At 65.4% G+C, this 15,469-nt stretch carries 13 protein-coding genes; 4 read left to right on the forward strand and 9 right to left on the reverse strand.

From position 1 onward, the window contains the following. Window positions 1–83 precede the first annotated feature (83 nt). The 6 genes from ACP15H_RS14855 to ACP15H_RS14880 all read right to left on the reverse strand — a co-directional run bounded on the left by ACP15H_RS14855 (window position 84) and on the right by ACP15H_RS14880 (window position 6,598). The gene (locus ACP15H_RS14855) at window positions 84–1,091 is read right to left on the reverse strand and encodes an ABC transporter ATP-binding protein (RefSeq protein WP_425066954.1); all 1,008 of its coding nucleotides are present in this window, start codon (window positions 1,089–1,091) and stop codon (window positions 84–86) included. Next, on the reverse strand, window positions 1,088–2,086 hold the full coding sequence (locus ACP15H_RS14860; RefSeq protein ID WP_425066955.1) for an ABC transporter ATP-binding protein: 999 nt from the start codon (window positions 2,084–2,086) through the stop codon (window positions 1,088–1,090). The genes ACP15H_RS14855 and ACP15H_RS14860 overlap by 4 nt, the downstream gene beginning before the upstream one ends. Then, a complete protein-coding gene (locus tag ACP15H_RS14865) occupies window positions 2,086–2,901 on the reverse strand; it encodes an ABC transporter permease (protein ID WP_425066956.1) in 816 nt (271 codons plus the stop codon). The genes ACP15H_RS14860 and ACP15H_RS14865 overlap by 1 nt, the downstream gene beginning before the upstream one ends. Window positions 2,902–2,951: 50 nt before the next feature. Beyond that, complete coding sequence (locus ACP15H_RS14870; RefSeq protein ID WP_425066957.1) at window positions 2,952–3,926, reverse strand: ABC transporter permease; 975 nt, start codon at window positions 3,924–3,926, stop codon at window positions 2,952–2,954. Between the two features lie 7 nt (window positions 3,927–3,933). Further along, on the reverse strand, window positions 3,934–5,415 hold the full coding sequence (locus ACP15H_RS14875; RefSeq protein ID WP_425066958.1) for an ABC transporter substrate-binding protein: 1,482 nt from the start codon (window positions 5,413–5,415) through the stop codon (window positions 3,934–3,936). A gap of 202 nt (window positions 5,416–5,617) precedes the next feature. After that, window positions 5,618–6,598, reverse strand: coding sequence for a GlxA family transcriptional regulator (locus tag ACP15H_RS14880; RefSeq protein ID WP_425066959.1), 981 nt, complete (start codon window positions 6,596–6,598; stop codon window positions 5,618–5,620). 119 nt (window positions 6,599–6,717) lie between these two features. On the opposite strand from ACP15H_RS14880, the gene ACP15H_RS14885 reads away from it, so the two are divergent. Genes ACP15H_RS14885 through ACP15H_RS14895 form a run of 3 tightly spaced genes read left to right on the forward strand, consistent with a single transcriptional unit; the run spans window position 6,718 to window position 11,761 of the window. After that, a complete protein-coding gene (locus tag ACP15H_RS14885) occupies window positions 6,718–8,355 on the forward strand; it encodes an amidohydrolase (protein ID WP_425066960.1) in 1,638 nt (545 codons plus the stop codon). Further along, complete coding sequence (locus tag ACP15H_RS14890; RefSeq protein WP_425066961.1) at window positions 8,352–9,293, forward strand: CobW family GTP-binding protein; 942 nt, start codon at window positions 8,352–8,354, stop codon at window positions 9,291–9,293. Before ACP15H_RS14885 ends, ACP15H_RS14890 begins: the two co-directional genes overlap by 4 nt. Continuing rightward, window positions 9,290–11,761 (forward strand): GcvT family protein, encoded by a 2,472-nt coding sequence (locus ACP15H_RS14895; RefSeq protein WP_425066962.1) that lies wholly within the window; start codon window positions 9,290–9,292, stop codon window positions 11,759–11,761. Before ACP15H_RS14890 ends, ACP15H_RS14895 begins: the two co-directional genes overlap by 4 nt. A 315-nt stretch (window positions 11,762–12,076) precedes the next feature. Here the strand turns inward: ACP15H_RS14895 and ACP15H_RS14900 are convergent, their stop codons facing one another. From ACP15H_RS14900 to ACP15H_RS14910, 3 genes are read right to left on the reverse strand one after another with little or no spacing between them, the layout of a single operon-like run. Then, window positions 12,077–12,565 (reverse strand): DUF421 domain-containing protein, encoded by a 489-nt coding sequence (locus ACP15H_RS14900; protein ID WP_425066963.1) that lies wholly within the window; start codon window positions 12,563–12,565, stop codon window positions 12,077–12,079. A gap of 30 nt (window positions 12,566–12,595) precedes the next feature. Further along, a complete protein-coding gene (locus tag ACP15H_RS14905; RefSeq protein WP_425066964.1) occupies window positions 12,596–12,844 on the reverse strand; it encodes a GlsB/YeaQ/YmgE family stress response membrane protein in 249 nt (82 codons plus the stop codon). 7 nt (window positions 12,845–12,851) lie between these two features. Further along, window positions 12,852–13,412 (reverse strand): YidB family protein, encoded by a 561-nt coding sequence (locus tag ACP15H_RS14910; RefSeq protein ID WP_425066965.1) that lies wholly within the window; start codon window positions 13,410–13,412, stop codon window positions 12,852–12,854. Between the two features lie 242 nt (window positions 13,413–13,654). Between ACP15H_RS14910 and ACP15H_RS14915 the strand changes: the two genes are divergently transcribed. Continuing rightward, window positions 13,655–15,466 (forward strand): hypothetical protein, encoded by a 1,812-nt coding sequence (locus ACP15H_RS14915; RefSeq protein ID WP_425066966.1) that lies wholly within the window; start codon window positions 13,655–13,657, stop codon window positions 15,464–15,466. Window positions 15,467–15,469: the final 3 nt, after the last annotated feature.

Consider the following 15,469-nt stretch of genomic DNA (forward strand, 5'->3'; position numbering starts at 1 on the left):
GTCCTCCGGCCGGCCTGCCTTCTGCAAGAAGGCGGCCAATCCTCAACATCACGCGGCTCATCGCCGCGCCCCTCCCGCGCCCGTCAATCGAGCGGCCGCCGGATCGTGCCGCCGACGGCTTCGACCCTGTGACAGCGCACCCAATGGCCCGGCGCCATCTCGCGCAGCTCGGGCTTGGTCCCGCGGCAAGCTGGCGTCGCTGCCGGGCAGCGCGGCGCGAAGCGACAGCCGGGCGGCGGATCGATCGGACTGGGCGGATCGCCGGTCAGGCGAATGCGTCGGGCCGCGCGCTGGCGGCCGCCGCGCACGGTCGGCACCGCCGACATGAGCGCCACGCTATAAGGGTGAAGCGGCCGCGCGAAGAAGGCTGTGCGCGGCGCGCGCTCGACGATTTGTCCGAGATACATGACCGCTACCTCGTCGGCGACATGCTTCACCACCGCCATGTCATGCGAAATGAAGAGATAGGTAATGCCAAGCCGGCGTTTGAGCTGCTGCAGCAGATTCAGGATCTGGGCGCGAATCGCCACGTCGAGCGCCGACACCGGCTCGTCGCAGACCAGCAGGTCGGGCGCCGGCGCCAGGGCGCGGGCAATGTTGATGCGCTGGCGCTGGCCGCCGGAGAACTGATGCGGGAACAGGTTCCGGCTCTCGGGCCTCAGCCCCACCGCCGCGAACAGCTCAGCCACCCGTACCTCGCGCTCGGCCGGCGTTCCGATTCCGAGCACATCGAGTGGCGAGCGTACGATAGCGCCCGCGCGCACCCGCGGATTGAGCGAGGAGTAGGGATCCTGAAAAACGTATTGCATGTGACGACGCATGTGGCGCATCGCTTCGCCACCCAGCGCTGTAATGTCCGTCCCGTTGAGGACGATGCGGCCCGATGTGACGGGCACCAGCCGAAGCAGGCCGCGCGCCACTGTCGTCTTGCCCGATCCCGATTCGCCCACGACGCCCAGAGTCGTGCCCTTCCCAATATCGAACGAGACACCGTCCACGGCGCGCACCGTCTCCCGAGGCTTCAGGGGATTGAAGTGCGGCCGTGCGAAATGGACCTCGAGGTCCTGTACCGATACCAGGGGCGCGCTCACGACGCCGTCCCCTCGTGCAGCCAGCAGGCCACCTTGTGCCCCGTAGCCAGCACGGTGGTGGGCGGCATCTCGGCGGCGCAGTGCGGCCGGGCCTCGGCGCAGCGGTCGGCGAAGGGACAGCCTTTCGGCAGATCCCAGACCGACGGCACCATGCCCGCGATCTCCACAAGGTCGGCCCCCTGAGCTTCCTCCGCATCGAGATCCGGAACACAGGCTATCAGGCCGCGCGTGTAGGGGTGGGCCGGAGCCGACAGAATCTCCGCGGTCGGCGCTTCCTCGACCACCCGGCCGCCATACATGACCGCCACCCGATCGGTCATCTCCGCGATCACCCCCATGTCATGGGTGATGAGGATCAATCCCATGCCGCTGCGCGCCCGCAACTCGCGCAACAGCTCGAAGATCTGCGCCTGCACCGTGACGTCGAGGGCAGTGGTCGGCTCGTCGGCAATCAGCAGCCGCGGCTCACAGCCGATCGCCATGGCGATCATGACCCGCTGGCGCATCCCACCCGACAGCTGATGCGGATACTCGTCGACCCGGCGCTCCGGGGCGGGAATGCCGACCGCCTTCAGTAGTTCGATCGACCGGGCGCGCGCCGCGCGCGCGTCGAGCTTCAGGTGCTTGATCAGGGTCTCGGAAAGTTGGTCGCCGATCGTCAGCACCGGATTAAGCGAGGTCATCGGCTCCTGGAAGATCATGCCGATGCGATGGCCGCGCACGTCGCGCAGGCGCTGCTCCGGCGCCTGCAGCAGATCCTCGCCCTCGAACACGATCCGGCCGCCAGTGATGCGGCCCGGCGGCGAGGGCACGAGGCGCAGGATGGCGAGCGCGGTCATGCTCTTGCCGCAGCCCGATTCGCCCACGATTCCCAACGTCTCGTCGGCCGCGACCGTGAGCGCCACGTCGTTCAGGACGCGCGCCGTCCGACCGCCGCCGCGAAACTCGACGGACAGGCCCGAAATGTCGAGCAGGGTCGGTGCGGCGCCGTTCATCAGCGCCGCTCCCGTAGCTTGGGATTGAGGGCATCGTTCAGCCCGTCGCCGATCAGGCTGACCGCCAGCACGGTGAGGAAGATCATCAGGCCGGGAAAGGTCACGGCCCACCAGCTCGACAGCATGTAGGACCGGCTCGAGCCGATCATCAGACCCCAGCTCATCCGGTTAGGATCCCCCAACCCCAGGAACGACAGGCTGGCTTCGAACAGGATCGCCGCGCCGACCGCCAGGGTAGCGGACACGACCAGCGGCGGTAGGGCGTTGGGCAGAATCACCTTCCACATGATGCGCCCCCGCCGCGCCCCGATCGCCAGTTCGGCGGCGACGAAATCGTACTGCTTGATCTTGAGGAACTCCGCGCGCGTGAGGCGGGCCGTGCCGGGCCAGCTCACCACGCCGATCGCCAGAACGACTGTGGTCAGGGTCGGCGAAAAAAGCGTCACCAGAACCATGGCGAAGAGCAGTGACGGCAGAACCTGGAAGAACTCGGTGAAGCGCATCAACAATTCGTCGACCGTGCCGCCGAAGTAGCCGGCAACCGCGCCGACCGCGATGCCGATCACGACGGAGATCAGCGCCGCGGCGGCGCCGACCGTCAGGGTCGCCCGGCCGCCATAGATCAGTCCGGTCAGCACGTCCCTCCCCTGCTGGTCGGAGCCCAGAAAGCCGCCCTCGCTGAACGGCGGCGACAGCGGCGCGGCCACGATGTCGAAGGGATCGGCGACATAGACCAGCGGACCGACCAGACTCACCAACAGGATGGCGATCAGCAGCAGCAGGCTACCCACGGCCACCGGGCTGCGGGCGAACATGCGCACCGCCTCCAGCGAGGGATGCTCCGTCCTCGGAACCCCGGCGACACTCATGACGCCCTGATCCGCGGGTCGGCCAGGCGGTAGCAGACGTCGACGAGCTGGTTGGCCACGATCACCAGCAGCGAGGAGAAGAAAAGCAGGCCGAGCAGAGTGGGATAATCACGGCGCAGTACGGAATCGAAGGCAAGGCGCCCGAGGCCCGGCCAGTTGAAGACGGTCTCGACCACGATGGCCCCGGCCAGCAGGTTTCCGAACTGCAGGCCCACGATGGTGATGATCGGCAGCACGGCGTTGCGAAAGGCATGCTTGAAGAAGACCTTTCGCTCCTCCAGCCCCTTGGCCCGCGCGGTGCGTACATAGTCCGAGCCCAGCACGTCGAGCATGCTGGCCCGGGTGAGCCGGCTGTACTGGGCGAGATAGACCACCGCCAGCGACAATGCGGGCAGCACGAGATGATGGGCGACGTCCAGCGAATCGAGCAGCCAGCCGCCGCTGACGGCTGTCGCAGTCATACCCGAGACCGGCAGGATGGGAATCGTCGAGGCGAACAGGATGATCAGCAGCATGCCCGTCCAAAAGACCGGCGCGGAATAGCCGATCACTGAGACGACCGTGATGATCTGCGAGATAGGCCCATTGGGCCGCCGCGCGGCCAGAACGCCCAGGATGGTGCCGCTGAAGACCGCGACGATCAGCGCCGTCAGCACGAGCAGCAGGGTGGCCGGCAGGCGCTGCAGGATCAGCGAGAGGACCGGCAGGTTGAAGAAATAGGAATAGCCAAGATTGCCCGAGGCAAAGCGCTCCAGGTAGATGCCGAGCTGGGTCAGGGTGGGCTTGTCGAGGCCGTATTCGCTGCGCAGGCCGGCCCGGATCTCCTCCGTCATCCCGCCCATCTGGCCCGCCAGCGTGTCTACAGGATCGCCGGGCGCCAGCCGGATCAGCAGGAAACTCAGGACCATGACCCCGACCACGAGGATCGATGCATAGAACAGGCGCCGCACCAGGAGCAGGATCAGGGCCACGCCGCGCCTATTTGTCGGAGAGCCAGACGTCCAGCATCGGCGAGGCCGTGCCCCAGATGGTGGTCGGGGGATTGTGGACCCGCTTGTTGTAGATCGTGTGGTAGGGCAGCTCTGTCAGCCAGAAGAGCGGCAGATCCGCTGTGACGATCTTCTGGAACTCACCATAGAGCGCCTGGCGCTTGACGGCGTCGGGCTCGCGGCCGGCTGCATTGAGCAACTCGTCGACCTTGGGGTTGGCGTACTGGGCGTTGTTCGTGAAGACCAGCGGCCGGATGTTGGTCGAGAGATAGGTGCGGTTGACGCCGATCACGGGATCGCCCCAGGCGAAGGCCGCATCCATGCTGATATCGAAGTCTTTGTCCGCCATGCGCTTGGCCCAGGCCGCGAAGTCGGCGGGCGCACGCACCTCGACCTCGATGCCGACCCTCTTCAGCGCCGGCTTCATGTATTCAGCCAGCCGCTTCTGCCCGTCCTCGTCGCCCGGATAGTAGTCGCACGTCACCTTGAGCCGGATCCCGTCCGGCCCCTTCTTGAGGCCGGAGGCGTCCAGCAGCTCCTCGGCCTTCTTGAGATTGAGGCTGTATTTGGTGACATCGGGCGAGTACTGCGGGAAGCCGCTGTGGATCGGCCCGGTCGCCACCCTCGACAGGCCCTTGTGCAGCGCCTTGACGATGAAGTCGCGGTCGATCGCGTAGGCGAAGGCCTGCCGCACCCGGACGTCGTCGAACGGCTTGCGCTTGTTGTTGAAGAGCAGCCAGTTGATGCCGCCCACCGCCGCATAACCCTCGTTGGTGATGACCAGCTGCGGATTGGCCTTGGCGCGGTCGAGTTCGAGTACGCGATTGAAGAAGGGCTGCAGCAGCAGTCGTCCCGCCTCGAGCTCCAGGATCGACGTCTGCGAGTCGGGGTAGGTCTTCAGGATGATGCGGTCGAGATAGGGCCGGTCCTTGATGAAGAACCGGTCGAACCGCTCGAGAACGATCTGGTCACCCGGCTTGAACTCCACCAGCCTGAACGGGCCGGAGCCCACGACGTCTTTGCTGTTGTTGGGATGTGTCTTGATCGGCCGACCGTCGCCGTAGATGTGCTTGGGCAGGATCGGCATCAGCGGCGGCCCCATCGCGTACATCAGCGCGGGATGCGGATGCTTGAGGCGAATGATGGCAGTGCTGGCGTCGGGCGTGTCGACCCGCTCGACCGGTTCCAGCATCGTGTTGAAAGGATGGTTGTCGCGGATCGTCAGGATCGAGAAGGCGACGTCGGCCGAGGTGACGGGTGTGCCGTCGTGGAACAACGCGTCCTTGCGCAGGTGCAGCGTCATCGAGAGCGAGTCGGGCGAGAGTTCCCAAGACTCCGCGAGGTACGGCTTGGGATTCCATTTGTCGTCGTGCATCACCGGGCTGGCAAAGATCTGCGCACCCGGAACCATTATGCCGGTTCCCGATCCGACGGCGTTGTTGAAGCTGGTGGTGCCCGTCGACTGGCCCATGACCAGCGTGCCACCGCGACGGGTTCCTGCGCCGAGGCCGCCGCCGCGACCGCGATCGCAACGGCAAGAGTTGTGATGAAAGCCGCTATCGCTTGCCGCATGGCCTGTCCCCAACCTGTGCCCAGGCTGAAACGATAGCTTCACACGTCCCGCAAACGTGCACGTTTCGGCAAGTTATGTCTCCTTTTGAGCCAAAACTTCTTCAGCGCTTGTCGCTGCTCGGTGCTCTTCCGAATTCCTTTCGATAGCAGCGCCAGAAGTAGGAACGCGACTTGAAGCCGGTCGCCATCGCGACCTCAGTCACGGATGCCTCGGCATTGGCCAGCATCTGGTGTGCCCGGTCGAGCCGCACCTTGCGGCGGAACCGCGCCGGGCTGGTGGCCAGCTTGTCGGAGAAGATGCGCTGGAGCTGTCGTCGCGAAACGCCGATCGCCTGCGCGACCGTATCCATGCGCGTGCGCCGGGTGCCGTCGTCTTCCAGCATCTGCATGGCGCGCGCCAACTTGCGCCCATGCCGCGCGCCGACGCCCCCGGGCAGATCCCGTTGCGCCGCCCCGGCCGGGCGGGGCAGCCCATGCATGCAATGCTCCGACACCCTCAAGGCGAGTTGACTACCGAACCGGAGCTCGATCTCCTTGAGAACGAGATCGAGCGCCGCCGAGCCGCCCGCGCAGGTGCAGCGCCTTTGGCCGACCTCGAAGAGGCGCTCCGTCACGTTCACCTTAGGAAACTGCTCGCGGAAGGTCTGGAGGACCTCCCAATGGGCGGTGGCCGAGAGACTGTCGAGCAACCCGCCACGCGCCAGGACGAGAGGGCCGGTATCGACGCCGCCGATGGTCGCGCCGGCGCGGGCCAACCGCCGCAACGTCGGCAGGATCGCCCGCTCCAGGCGCCGCGTCGGCTGGGCATCGGCGACCACCAGCAGGGTGCCGACGCTGCCGACATCGCCCAGTGCGCTGTCGACAGCCACCTTCACCCCGTTGCGATCGGGCACGGGTTCGCCGTCGGCCGATACCAGCACCCAGCGGTAGGGGCGCGAGATATAGCGGTTGGCGATGCGCAGCGGCTCGATGATCGACGACAGCGCGATCGAGGTGAACTGCGGGATCAGCAGGACCGCGATCGGGCTCGGCAGCAGCTCGGCGGCCGGTTTGGCGGGCAGCTTTGGAGAGAGAGGCGGCATCGAAAGGCTCCGGCCCAATCAGACACGGATTTGGCCCAAAAGTATACATCCCCACATCACCGGCGCCCTAGACTGTATCGTCGGCCGGACAGCCGGACCGTTCGCTGGGGATGCAGCTCATGTCGAGAATCACCGTCTTCGTCGCCCGCAAGATCCGGACCATGGAGCCGTCGCTGCCCGAGGCCACGGCCGTCGCCGTCCGGGACGGTTCGATCGTCGAAGTCGGCACCCTCGAAACGCTGCGGCCGTGGCTGGAGGCCCATCCCCACACGATAGACCGGACGTTCGAGAAGCACGTGCTGATGCCGGGCTTCATCGATCCGCACCTCCATCCTTCGATGGCGGCCTATCTGCTCCAGTGCGAATTCATCACCGCCATGGAATGGCAGCTGCCCGACCGCACGGTCGCACCGGTGCGGACGCGCGACGCTTTCCTTGCGCGTCTGAAGGAGTTGCACGAGGCGAACCCCGCCCCCAGGGAACCGCTCTTCACCTGGGGCTATCATCGCGACTGGCACGGCGAGATCTGGCTTCAGGACCTCGATGCCATCTCCAGAACGCGCCCGCTGATCCTCGTCCATCGGTCGTTTCACGAGACGATCATGAACGACGCCGCCCTCGACTATTTCGAACTCGACCGAGAGAAGCTGCGGGGCGCCCACCAGGTCGATGTGAACCGCGGCCATTTCTACGAGGCAGGCAACCGCTTCGTGCGCGCAAAGCTTTCCGCCTACCTCCTGTCGGAGCAGCGCCGGGGCCCGGCGATGAAGCGCACCGCCGAGGTCATCCATCTCGGCGGACATACGACGGTCGGCGACATGGCGTTCGGCATCTTCGACCCCGAGGCCGAGTGGGCGGGCTCGGTCGCGGCCTTCGACAATGACGACACGCCTTTCCGGGTCGAGTTCGTGCCGCACGTGGCCTTCGCCGGCACGGGCCTGCGGCTGGAGCAGCTCGCCGCACTTCCCGAACGCAACAGGCGCCGGCTGCGCTTCGGCAAGCACGTCAAGCTGTTCACCGACGGCGCCTTCTTCTCGCAGCTCATGCAGCTCGGCGGCCCCGGTTACATCGACGGGCACGACGGCGAATGGCTGATGGCCCCGGAGGCGTTCGAAAAGGCAGCACGCGCTCTGTGGAACGACGGGTATGTCATCCACGTCCACTGTACGGGCGATCTCGGCGTTGAACTGGCGCTCGACGTGCTGGAGAAGCTGCAGTGGGAGCGCCCGCGCATCGACCATCGCTTCACGATCGAGCATTTCGGCATTTCGACATCCGCCCAGGCGCGGCGCATCGCCGATCTCGGCGCCCTCGTCTCGGCAAATCCCTACTATGTGTATGAGCTGAGCGACATCTATGCGCGCCGCGGCGTGGGCCATGAACGGGCGAGCCAGATGGTTCGGCTGGGCTCGCTCTCGCGCAACCGCGTGCCCTTCGCGCTCCATTCCGATTTCACCATGGCGCCCGCCCGGCCGCTGCAGAATGCCTGGATTGCGCTCAACCGCGTGAATGCCGCCGGCGACGTGCTCTGCCCGCAGGAAAGGGTCTCGCTCGACGAAGCGCTGCGTGCGATCACCATCAATGCGGCCTACGTGATGGGCCTCGAGCACGAGATCGGCAGCATCAGCAGCGGCAAGAAGGCCGACTTCACCGTGCTCGAAGCCGACCCCTGCGAAGTGCCACCCCTGGAACTGCGCGACATTCCGATCTGGGGCACTGTGTTCGAGGGCCAGCCCTATCCGCTGGGCAGGCGATGACGTCCATTCCCGTCATCACGATCGGCGGCTATCTCGGCGCCGGCAAGACAACCCTGGTCAACGGCCTGCTCGCCGGCGACCACGGGCTGCGGATCGGCGTGCTGGTCAACGATTTCGGCGCGATCTCCATCGACGAAAAACTGATCGTCTCGCGCGACGACGATGTCGTCACCCTGGCTAACGGCTGCGCCTGCTGCTCGGTCGCCGGCGACCTCGCGATGGCACTGGATCGCTTCGCCGGCCGCCCCGACCGCTACGAGCAGATCGTGATCGAGGCGAGCGGCGTGGCCGATCCGGCCCGTATCGCGGCACTGGCGGGGTCGCCCGGCCTGTGCCGCGGAGCCACGGTCGTAGTCGCGGATGCCGCCACGGTGCGTGCACGTGCCCGCGATAAGTTCGTGGGCGGCCTCGTGCGCCGCCAGCTCGCCGCGGCCGACCTCGTCGTCCTGACCAAGATCGACCTCGTCGATCCTGGAGCCCTGGAGGACGCCCGCTCCTTCGCGACGGCACAGGCGCCGGGCGCCCGCATGATCGAAGCATCGCGCGGCCGCGTGGGCGCCACGGATCTGTTCGCCGGAAGCCCGACGCGGATCGGACGCCTGCTCGCCTGCGCGTCGGCCGGACTCGACACCGCCTCTCGCCTCTTCGAAAGTTATCTCTGGAGGACGGACTCGCCGGTCGACATCGAGGCCTTGCACACCGTCGTCGCCGGGCTGCCCGACGGCATCGTGCGCGTGAAAGGCATTGTCGCCACGGGCGCCGGCCACCGCGTTGCCCTGCACCGTGCCGGCGAGGCCGTCACCGTCGATTCGCTCGCTGGCGCGCCAGACCGGAGGGGCGCCGAGATCGTGGTGATCGCACGGGCGGGCAGCATCGACGAAGCCCAACTCGACGGCGCCTTCGGCGCGTGCCTCCTCCAGCGCAGGACAGACTCGTGAACGCACTGCCAAGCCATGCCCGCGTCGTCATCATTGGCGGTGGCGTCATCGGTTGTTCGGTCGCTTATCATCTTGCCAGGCTCGGCTGGACAGACATCGTCCTGCTCGAGCGCAAGCAGCTCACCTCGGGCACCACGTGGCATGCGGCGGGACTGATCGCGCAGCTTCGCGCGACCGCCAACATGACCAGGCTCGCCAAATACAGCCAGGAACTCTACGGCCGGCTCGAAGACGAAACCGGGCTGGCGACCGGGTTCAAGCGCAACGGCTCGCTGACCGTCGCACTCACCGCGGAGCGCCTTGAAGAGCTGAAGCGCGGCGCGTCCATGGCCCGGTCCTTCGGCGTCGAGATCGAGACGATTTCCGCCGCAGAGGCTGCGGTGCTGCATCCGCTGCTCAACACCGACGGCGTGGTCGGCGCGGTGGCCCTTCCGAAGGATGGACAGGGCGATCCGACCAATATCGCGCTCGCGCTCGCCAAGGGCGCACGCCAGCTCGGCGCCAGGATCTTCGAGCACACCATGGTGACCGGAATTTCGAAGGATCGCGGCCGCGTGACCGGCGTTGCCACCGACAAAGGCACGATCGAGTCGGAGTTCGTCGTCAACTGCGCCGGCATGTGGGGCCGCACCGTGGGCAAGATGGCGGGCGTCGGCCTGCCGCTGCAGGCCTGCGAGCATTTCTATATCGTCACCGAGCAGGTCCCCGGCCTGTCGCGCACCCTGCCGGTGCTGCGCGTGCCCGACGAATGCGCCTACTACAAGGAGGATGCCGGCAAGATACTGCTGGGCGCCTTCGAACCGGTCGCAAAGCCCTGGGCGATGGACGGCATTCCCGAAGACTTCTGCTTCGACCAGCTGCCGGAAGACTTCGACCACTTCGCGCCGATCCTCGAGATGGCGACGCGGCGGATGCCCGTCCTGGAGAAGACCGGCATCCATACCTTCTTCAACGGACCCGAGAGCTTCACCCACGACGACCGCTATCTGCTGGGCGAATCCCCGGACGTGCGGAACTTCTTCGTCGCCTGTGGCTTCAACTCGGTCGGTATCCAATCGGCCGGCGGCGCCGGCAAGGCATTGGCGGAATGGATCGTGGGCGGCGCTCCGCCTTTTGACCTGTGGGACGTCGACGTGCGGCGAACCTTTCCCTATCAGTCGACCAAGTCCTTCATCGAGGCGCGGGTGACGGAGACGCTGGGGCTCCTTTATGCCGACCATTTTCCGTACAGGCAATTCACCTCGGCGCGCGGCGTGCGCCACACGCCCTTCTACGAGCGCCTGAAGGAACGCGGCGCCTGCTTCGGCGAGACGGCGGGCTGGGAGCGCGCGCACTGGTTTGAGCCGGCCGACCGGCGCGAGGCCGGCGTGCCACCTGCCTATCGCTATTCGTGGCGGCGGCAGAACTGGTTCGACTATGCGGCCGAGGAGCATCGCGCCGTCCGCACCGGCCTCGGCATGCTCGACATGAGCGCCTTCGGAAAATTCCGCGTCGAGGGCCGTGACGCCGAGGCCGTGCTGCAGCGCCTCTCGGCCAATGACGTCGCCGTCGAGCCCGGACGCATTGTCTATACGCAGTGGCTGAACGAACGCGGAGGAATCGAAGCCGACCTCACCGTCACGCGCCTGGGCGAACATTCGTTCCTGGTGATCACGGCGGCCGCGGCGGTCACGCGCGACCTCGCCTGGCTCACGCGGCACATCCCGGCTGAAGCTCACTGCACGGCACTCGACGTCACCAGCGGCGAGGCCTGCCTGGCCGTGATGGGTCCGCGCGCGCGCGACTTCCTGCAGTCACTGACGACGGCCGACCTGTCGAACGCGGCTTTTCCCTTCGGCACCGCCCGCACCATCGAACTAGGCATGGCGCTGGTGCGCGCCCACCGCATCACCTATGTCGGCGAGCTGGGCTGGGAACTCTACATGCCGACAGAGTTCGCGCGGCAGATCTTCGATCTCCTGGTCGATGCCGGCGAGACCTACGGGCTCCGCCTGGCCGGCGTGCATGCCATGAATTCGCTGCGGCTCGAAAAAGCCTATCGCGACTTCGGCCACGATATCAGCGACGAGGATCACGTTCTCGAGGCCGGCCTGGGGTTCGCCGTAAAGGTCGACAAGCGGCCCGGCAGGTTCGGCGACTTCCTCGGCCGTGCCGCGGTCATGCAGAAGAAGCAAGCGGGCCTCAGCCGCCGGCTGGTACAGTTCCAGCTCCTCGATCCGCGGCCCCTCCTCTATCACGCCGAGCCCATCCTGAAGGACGGCGCGGTCGCGGGCTTCCTGGCGTCCGGCGGCTACGGTCACCATCTCGGCGCCGCCATCGGGCTGGGATACGTTCCTCTCGAGCCCGGCGCGACGGACGCCGATCTTCTTGCCTCGCGCTATGAAATCGAGGTCGCGGGCGAGCGGATACCCGCCTTCGCGAGCATGAAGCCGCTCTACGATCCGAAGGGAGCCCGCGTCCGCCAGTAGCCTGCCCGGCTTCATCGGAATGGACCTGGCGGAGCTATGGATTCCGCCGCAACGTTCGCGGCAGCAAAGGTGTTGGCTTGCATGGTCACATCGAACAGGCAACCGGAACCCACGCTGGCCCAACTGTTGGAGGCCGAACGGAAGGCGCGGGAGCGCTATGAGCGCCTGGTCGGATATCCCGAAGATATCAGGGGGGCGGCGCACGCCATCTGGAAGGAGGCCGCAGAGGCGACGCGCACTCATCGCGAGAGCTGTCGATGCCAGCGCTCCTAAGGGCGCTCGCCCCGGTACAATGGCGGACGCACCGCCGCTTGGCTAATCCTTCGCCTTTATGATGCTGATAGCGCCATTCGCTTCCATATAGGCGGCCTTGACGTCGCTGCAGTCCTCGAGCCCGTTCTCGCGCAGCTGGGCCATGAGTTCGTCCAGCGTCACGAACTCCTTGCGCATGTTCCTTCGCAGGAGGCGACCGTTCTCGATCAGCTTGAGTTTGGGGTCGCGGACCAGCCGTTCGAAGGCGGGAAATCGGTACTGCAGCCATTCGGTCACGAAGCTCCAGAACAGGATCGTCGCGACCAGGATACCGCCCTCAACCACTGACTGCTCGCTGGGCGAGATGCCATTGCCCGACACCTCGGAGATCAGCACGATGACCAGAATGTCGGCCGTCCCGATCCCACCGACCTGCCGGCGCAGCACCAGACGCAGCATGACCAGGATCATCAGGTACATGATCGTCGCGCGCAGCACGAGCTCGGGCACGGAAGTGTGCAGCGCGAAGATTGCCGCCCAGTCGATGTCCATGGGGCACTCCCGCTGAGGAATCAGCCGCGACTAGGCCCGGCGGGCCGCGAAGCGGTTCCAGATGAACAGCACGACCAGCGCGCCCACGGTGGCCGCAATGAAGCCCGCGCCCTGGTCGGCCCGGTACCAGCCGACCGTCTGGCCGATGAAGGTGGCGACGAAAGCGCCGGCGATGCCCAGCAGGGTCGTGAGGAGGAAGCCTGCCGGCTTGTTCGGCGCCGAAGAAAGCAGACGCGCGATGATCCCGGCCACGAAGCCGATGACGACGATCCAAAGCATCGGGCCCTCAGATCGCTTTGTCGAAGTCGCCGGGGGACGGCAGGCGGCCGCTTGGCGTCAGCTCGTTGACCGCCCGGGGCAGCTCGTCGGCCAGGCCTTTCAACAGCTCCTCGCGCGACAATCCCGTCTTCTCGATCAGGAAGGCGATCTGGTCCTCCGAGAGGACCTCGCTCAACTCCTCCGCGGCGACCTGCCTGTTCTGGCCGGTACTCACCCAGGAGTTGGCCACGTCACCCTTGCCGGCGCCCTGGAACTGCTTGAGCAGATCTCCCAGGCCGCCGCTCAGGATGCCGCCCAGGCCGCTCGCCCCCAACCCGCGGGCGAGCGGGCTGTTCCCCATCCCCAGCCGGTCGAGAATGTCGGCCAGACCTCCACCACCCTCCGGGGCGGCCCCGCCAGGCTTGACCGGCGTCGCTCCGGGCGGAATTGCAGAGGGTGCGAAGCCTTTGACGGCTTTGTAGGCGAGCAGTCCGAGCAGGGCCATCGTGACGGGCGACATGCCGCCACCGCCCCCGCTGCCGCCTCGCGGGCCGTTGCGCATTCCGGTCAAAACGTCGAGCAGGCCCATCGCGATCTCCGCACCAGAGGATTTGGTGCGCCAGCAACGTCGAAAGACGCATGACGTTGCGAAGAAGCGACTGGCGCGGGCTCAATACAGGTGGGCCTCAAGCTCTTGCCCTCCCCTCGTATCCGGCCCTGTACGAAAGATGCCAAAAGTGGCATGCCCGCTAGGTCTTTGGCTCACGCAATGGGGCTCGTCACGTGCGACGGCGAGCTTGAGGCTGCTGCCATCCAGGGGAGAACGTTGGCGTGATTGATAATGTCTTGCGGTGGGTGGATCGTCTCTTTCGGCCGGACTTGGCACGCTTTCGCACCGGCAAGCGGCGCCTGGAAGTCATTCACCCGGACGAGACAGCCGAACGGGAGCGGATCGAGCGGAACAATCCCCTGATCCGCCACGCCAAGTCCATCACGTCGCAGGTCGGCGAAGATGGCGTGATTGCCCACATACTTGACCGGCTGGAGATAGCCGCTGGCTGGTGCGTGGAATTCGGTGCCTGGGACGGCAAGTTCAACGCCAATACATGGGACCTCGTGCACAATCGCGGTTGGAAGGCCGTCTATATTGAAGCCAACGAAACGGCTTTCGCAAAGCTCGTCGAGAACTCCTCCGCCTTGCCGGACGTCCACTGCATCAATGAATTCATCGAAATAGAGGGTCCAAAATCCCTTGACGCACTGCTTGCACGGACTCCCCTACCCAGGGATTTCGATTTCCTCGTCATCGATATCGACAGCAACGACTGGCACATCTGGAAGTCACTGCAGGGGTACCGCCCCAAGGTCGTGATGATCGAGTTCAGCGAGTTTTGCCCGCCGGAGATCTACTACGTAAAGGATCCGGTCGCGCCGGGACCTTCGTCGGCTTCCCTTTCAGCCGTCTGCGAACTCGGCAAGCAAAAAGGCTACGATCTCATAGCCGTCGTTGGTGGAAACGCGCTTTTCGTCCTCCACGAGTACGCATCCCTCTTCGAGATCCGCGACAATTCCCCTCGGGGAATGTTTCGGTCATTCGCGAACACTCGACTGTTTCAGAGCTACGACGGCACCCTCTTCCTGGCCGGCAATCGGGAATTGATCTGGCGCCATCAACGCGACCGAAACGGGGAGATCAAGCGCATCCACGTATCGGACGCAGACATTCAGGTCTTGCCGGAAGGCCTCCGCGTATTCCAACCCCGACTGACTTACAGGAACAGCTTTCTGGAAGAGAATGCCGGCCGTCTGGACCGTGCTAGGATTCCATCCAATCAGTTGCTGGACTTCCAGAACAACGTGTCTTCCGAATGCGGCGAAGACGGCATTCTCGCACATCTGTTCGAAACGCTGGGCGCAGCCAGCAGCTACTGCGTCGAAGTCGGAGCAAACGACGGTGTCCGCTTCTCCAATACCTTTGCACTCATACGTGATCGAGGCTGGTCCGGGTTGATGATCGAGAGCGATGCCGCCGCCTATCGTAAGCTCGAGAATACCTATCGGGGGTCGGAACGAGTCAGAACGGTGAATGCAAAGGTGGCCTCGACGGGCTCCAATAGCCTCGGCAACCTGCTTGCGAGCGCTTCCGCGCCGACCGAGATTGATTTCCTCTGCATCGATGTCGAGGGCAATGACTACCACTTGTGGGCGAACCTGAGAGGATATCGCCCGCGCGTCGTCATGATCGATTTCAATCCGACGATACCCAACGATGTGCTTTTCGTCCAGGAAGACAGTGCAGCGAAGAACGACGGCGCCTCCCTGAGCGCCCTGATCGAACTCGCCACGGCGCTGGGCTACGAACTGGCCGCCGCCACGACTTGGAATGCCATCTTCGTCCGTCGCGATCTGTTCGGGAAACTGGGGATCGGAGACAATAGCATAGACAAGATGTACTATCCGGTCTTCGAAATGCGCGTGTTCTGGTCGATCAACTGCTATCTCCACATTTCAGGTTGCGATCGCCTCGTCCGCCACAACTATGTTTTCGATCCGGAACAGATCCAGGCCATTCCAGCCAATGTGCGCACCATCCCTTACTCAAGCGAGCTTGGCGGCGGCCCAGCGAGCACCTTCTTCAACTGAGAC

This window comes from Reyranella sp., from assembly GCF_965249915.1.
Classification (GTDB): domain Bacteria; phylum Pseudomonadota; class Alphaproteobacteria; order Reyranellales; family Reyranellaceae; genus Reyranella.

Bases quoted from the DNA above. Each gene is read 5' to 3' on its own strand.
- ACP15H_RS14890 (WP_425066961.1), top strand. From the start codon at position 8,352: ATGACGTCCATTCCCGTCATCACGATCGGCGGCTATCTCGGCGCCGGC.
- ACP15H_RS14865 (WP_425066956.1), bottom strand. From the start codon at position 2,901: ATGTTCGCCCGCAGCCCGGTGGCCGTGGGTAGCCTGCTGCTGCTGATC.
- ACP15H_RS14900 (WP_425066963.1), bottom strand. From the start codon at position 12,565: ATGGACATCGACTGGGCGGCAATCTTCGCGCTGCACACTTCCGTGCCC.
- ACP15H_RS14880 (WP_425066959.1), bottom strand. From the start codon at position 6,598: ATGCCGCCTCTCTCTCCAAAGCTGCCCGCCAAACCGGCCGCCGAGCTG.
- ACP15H_RS14905 (WP_425066964.1), bottom strand. From the start codon at position 12,844: ATGCTTTGGATCGTCGTCATCGGCTTCGTGGCCGGGATCATCGCGCGT.
- ACP15H_RS14885 (WP_425066960.1), top strand. From the start codon at position 6,718: ATGTCGAGAATCACCGTCTTCGTCGCCCGCAAGATCCGGACCATGGAG.
- ACP15H_RS14860 (WP_425066955.1), bottom strand. From the start codon at position 2,086: ATGAACGGCGCCGCACCGACCCTGCTCGACATTTCGGGCCTGTCCGTC.
- ACP15H_RS14875 (WP_425066958.1), bottom strand. From the start codon at position 5,415: ATGGGCCAGTCGACGGGCACCACCAGCTTCAACAACGCCGTCGGATCG.
- ACP15H_RS14910 (WP_425066965.1), bottom strand. From the start codon at position 13,412: ATGGGCCTGCTCGACGTTTTGACCGGAATGCGCAACGGCCCGCGAGGC.